The organism is Streptomyces sp. NPDC033229 (assembly GCF_055576875.1).
Window position 1 is genome coordinate 1 of the sequence record NZ_JBVIQR010000159.1, and the last position, 3,034, is coordinate 3,034.

At 59.0% G+C, this 3,034-nt stretch carries 2 protein-coding genes and 2 pseudogenes; 2 read left to right on the forward strand and 2 right to left on the reverse strand.

Annotation, left to right across the window (positions count from 1 at the left end; all coding sequences use genetic code 11):
* The coding region (locus ACZ53N_RS36960) for a transposase (RefSeq protein ID WP_469145084.1) at nt 1–593 on the forward strand (593 nt) is incomplete at its 5' end.
* 182 nt (nt 594–775) lie between these two features.
* Here ACZ53N_RS36960 and wecB read toward each other — a convergent pair.
* Nucleotides 776–1,963, reverse strand: coding sequence for a non-hydrolyzing UDP-N-acetylglucosamine 2-epimerase (gene wecB / locus ACZ53N_RS36965; RefSeq protein ID WP_469145085.1), 1,188 nt, complete (start codon nt 1,961–1,963; stop codon nt 776–778).
* 190 nt (nt 1,964–2,153) lie between these two features.
* Between wecB and ACZ53N_RS36970 the strand changes: the two are divergent.
* A pseudogene (locus tag ACZ53N_RS36970) lies at nt 2,154–2,391 on the forward strand (hypothetical protein); the annotation flags it as partial.
* Between the two features lie 395 nt (nt 2,392–2,786).
* Here the strand turns inward: ACZ53N_RS36970 and ACZ53N_RS36975 are convergent.
* Nucleotides 2,787–3,034: pseudogene (locus ACZ53N_RS36975) on the reverse strand (hypothetical protein); the annotation flags it as partial.

Consider the following 3,034-nt stretch of genomic DNA (forward strand, 5'->3'; position numbering starts at 1 on the left):
TTCACCAGGCTGCACTCAAAGTCCCCGCCGCGGCCTGGACGGCGGCGATCGAGCCCGGCGGCGCGATCCGGGACGGGGCCTGGCTCGCCGAGATCGCCGGCGACTGCCTCAAGGGCTGGCCGAAGGGAATGCGGCTGATCATTCGCAAGGAACGGCCCCGTCCCGGAGCCCAGTTGCGGATCACCGACGCCGACGGACTTCGGCTGACCTGCTTCGCCACCAATACCACCGACATGCCGATCGCGGCACTGGAACTGCGGCACCGCCGACGGGCCCGAGCCGAGGACCGCATCCGGGCCGCGCGGGCCACCGGCCTGCGCAACCTGCCCCTGCACGACACCGCGCAGAACCAGATCTGGCTGGAGATCGTCCAGCTCGCCCTCGACCTCCTCGCATGGATGCCCATGCTCGCCCTGCTGGGCGAAACCCGCAGGTGGGAGCCCCGCCGCCTCCGGCTCCGCCTCTTCTCCGCTGCTGCCCAGATCATCACCACCGCCCGCCGCCGGCACCTGAGGTTCGCACGCCACTGGCCCTGGACCGACGTGATCACCGACGCCCTGACACGACTCGAAACTCTCCCGAACCCCGGCTGACCAGCACGTTCCCGTCCCCGCGAGCATCACCACCCGACCGGAGCCGTGGAACCCGGCGCCCACCCGACGCGACAGCCGGGCCATCAGCCCGACCGCCACCAGCCCGAACAACCGAAACGGCCCGCCGAAGAAACCGACGGACCGTCACGAAAGATCGAGGCTAGGCCAGGAAATGCAAAGTTTTATTTTGGTCGTGCAAGGATTCCAGTCCTTGCACCCTCCAGCACACAGGGCTCCGGCGCTAGGTGAGGCGCAACGGTGTCTGGATGTTGCCCGTCTGCGATATGGCACGCAATCTCGGCAACATGCTGACTTGCCTTTCCGTCACCGTAAGGGGAAGGCTGATTCGCCAATCTATCAGCGAGTGTCCGATCAGATAAAATTTTTACAGCTTCAAGACGAAGTTCTTCTCCCGGGGAAACCAGCCGGGAGAAGCCAGCCCAGATGGATTCCGGCCGCTCACTGCTGTCCCTCACTACAAGAAGCGGCTTCTTCAAAACAGTGCACTCTTCTTGCAGACCGCCCGAATCGGATACCAATAAGGCAGCATGGCGCGCCAGCCCAAGGAGTTCGGCATGGCCGACCGGGGTGATTACTTCAATCCAAGAGAGGTAATCACTTAGATTGAATTGTTTGGCAAGTTGGCTAGTTCGGGGGTGCAAGGGAAGCAAGACTGGCAACGGTAAATTAGATAAACTTTCCAGGACCATTCGTAACCTCCCTGGGGTGTCAGTGTTCTCGGGTCGGTGAATGGTGGCCAGAATGTAATTATTGTCTTCAACTCCATACTTTGATAAACATTTTAGCGATCTCTGTCGATCGGGAATTGAACCTAGCGTTGCTTCCACAATAGTATTACCCGTGATCCTAATAGTACTGGAAGAGTAGCCCTCGTTGAGCAAGTTGGAGGCGTTAGCCTTTGTCGCCGCGCAGTGCACGTCGGCTAGCACATCAACGACTCTACGGTTAATTTCCTCGGGCATTCTTCGATCAAAGGACCGAAGTCCAGCTTCCACATGAATTAAAGAAATCCCACAATAGCTCGCCGCTTGAGCCCCGGCCGAAGTGCTATTGGTGTCCCCTTGCACAACCAGGGCGCCAGGTCGCCGGTTCTCCAAAATTTTCGTCAGGCGCAACGTCGAAATCCCAATTTGGTTCCCCCTTGATGACCCTCCGACCCCCTTAAGGCGAATATCCGGCAGGGGTAGCCCGAAATCATCGAAGAATCTATTGGAGAGCGACTCGGTATAATGTTGCCCTGTATAGATCACTAAAGCTCGCTCTCCGAGGATCCGGATTAGATGGGAAAGCTTGATGATCTCTGGTCTGGTTCCAAGTACTACAGCAACCTGTCGTTTTTCTGGCTCCACAGAAATTCCCTTTTCGTTGCAATAATCAGTAACTTAATTTGATGTTAACCGCAGAAGAGGTTCGTCCCGCGTCCTGAAATTTCGCGAAATGACATTAAGCCTGTTCCGTGAGTGCTGAGCGGGAGGTTTCGAGTGCTCGAGGTTGTACCGTAACTGGTGGGGCGGTTGTGCGTTTGGCTGAGCGTGGGGGCGAGGCACCGGCCTGCTCATCCCGTACTGCAAACCGCGGCCACGTCAGACGCAACCTCACCCCACCCCAGGAAGCGCAGAACGCCGACACGGGTCCGGGGTGGAACACACCCTATCGCGAGTGAAGAACTGGAAGATCCTGCGGGACTGCCGGCTCAAGGGGCGACAGCATTTACCGAGCCATGCCCGGCATCACCCCGGCTCTCATCGGGGATTTTATGCGGCTGATGCGCGGTTGAGGCCAATCGCACAGCCGACGACAGCGGTCTAGATTCGGTTTGACGGCTTGCTCAAAGGCCCGGCCAGCCCTCAACGGGATGAACGCTTCAGTGAAGCCAACCTCGAGCAAACGAAACCACTATCGGTCTTCTCGCCAGAATCTGCCCCTCTTCAGTCACAATGGTAGCCGCACTGGCTCAGAAAAGCCAGCCCCGACGAAAGTCCCAGCGCCTTCAAGGTACACAATATGAAGATGCCGCCAGCGGCGGTCAAGGTAAAGCGACTGAGGGGTTGAGCGGTCAGTGTTTTCCGGACGGCCGCCCATTAGAACTGGGATGAGATGTAGTTGCTACCGCGGCTCGAGTGGAATATGGTGTCCCCGGAGAGCGAGTGATTGCGGCCGTCGGTTTGGAAATCAATGTCGCTGGCGAAGAATACCCAAGCCTCCCAGGGGGCTTACGTGATTTGTCGAACATTTTTCGGCCGGGTGTATCGGCGGTGAAGTCGCCCGCCGATACACCACCCCGGCCGAAAAATCAAGCGTTCTTTGCGCGGTCGGCGAGGGGGGCTTCTGGCCGGGTGCGAGTGAGCGCAACTGCGGCCAGTCGATGTCTGCGTGCTCGATGGGCAAGGCGTCGACGTCGCCAGTGCGGAAGAGCGGGA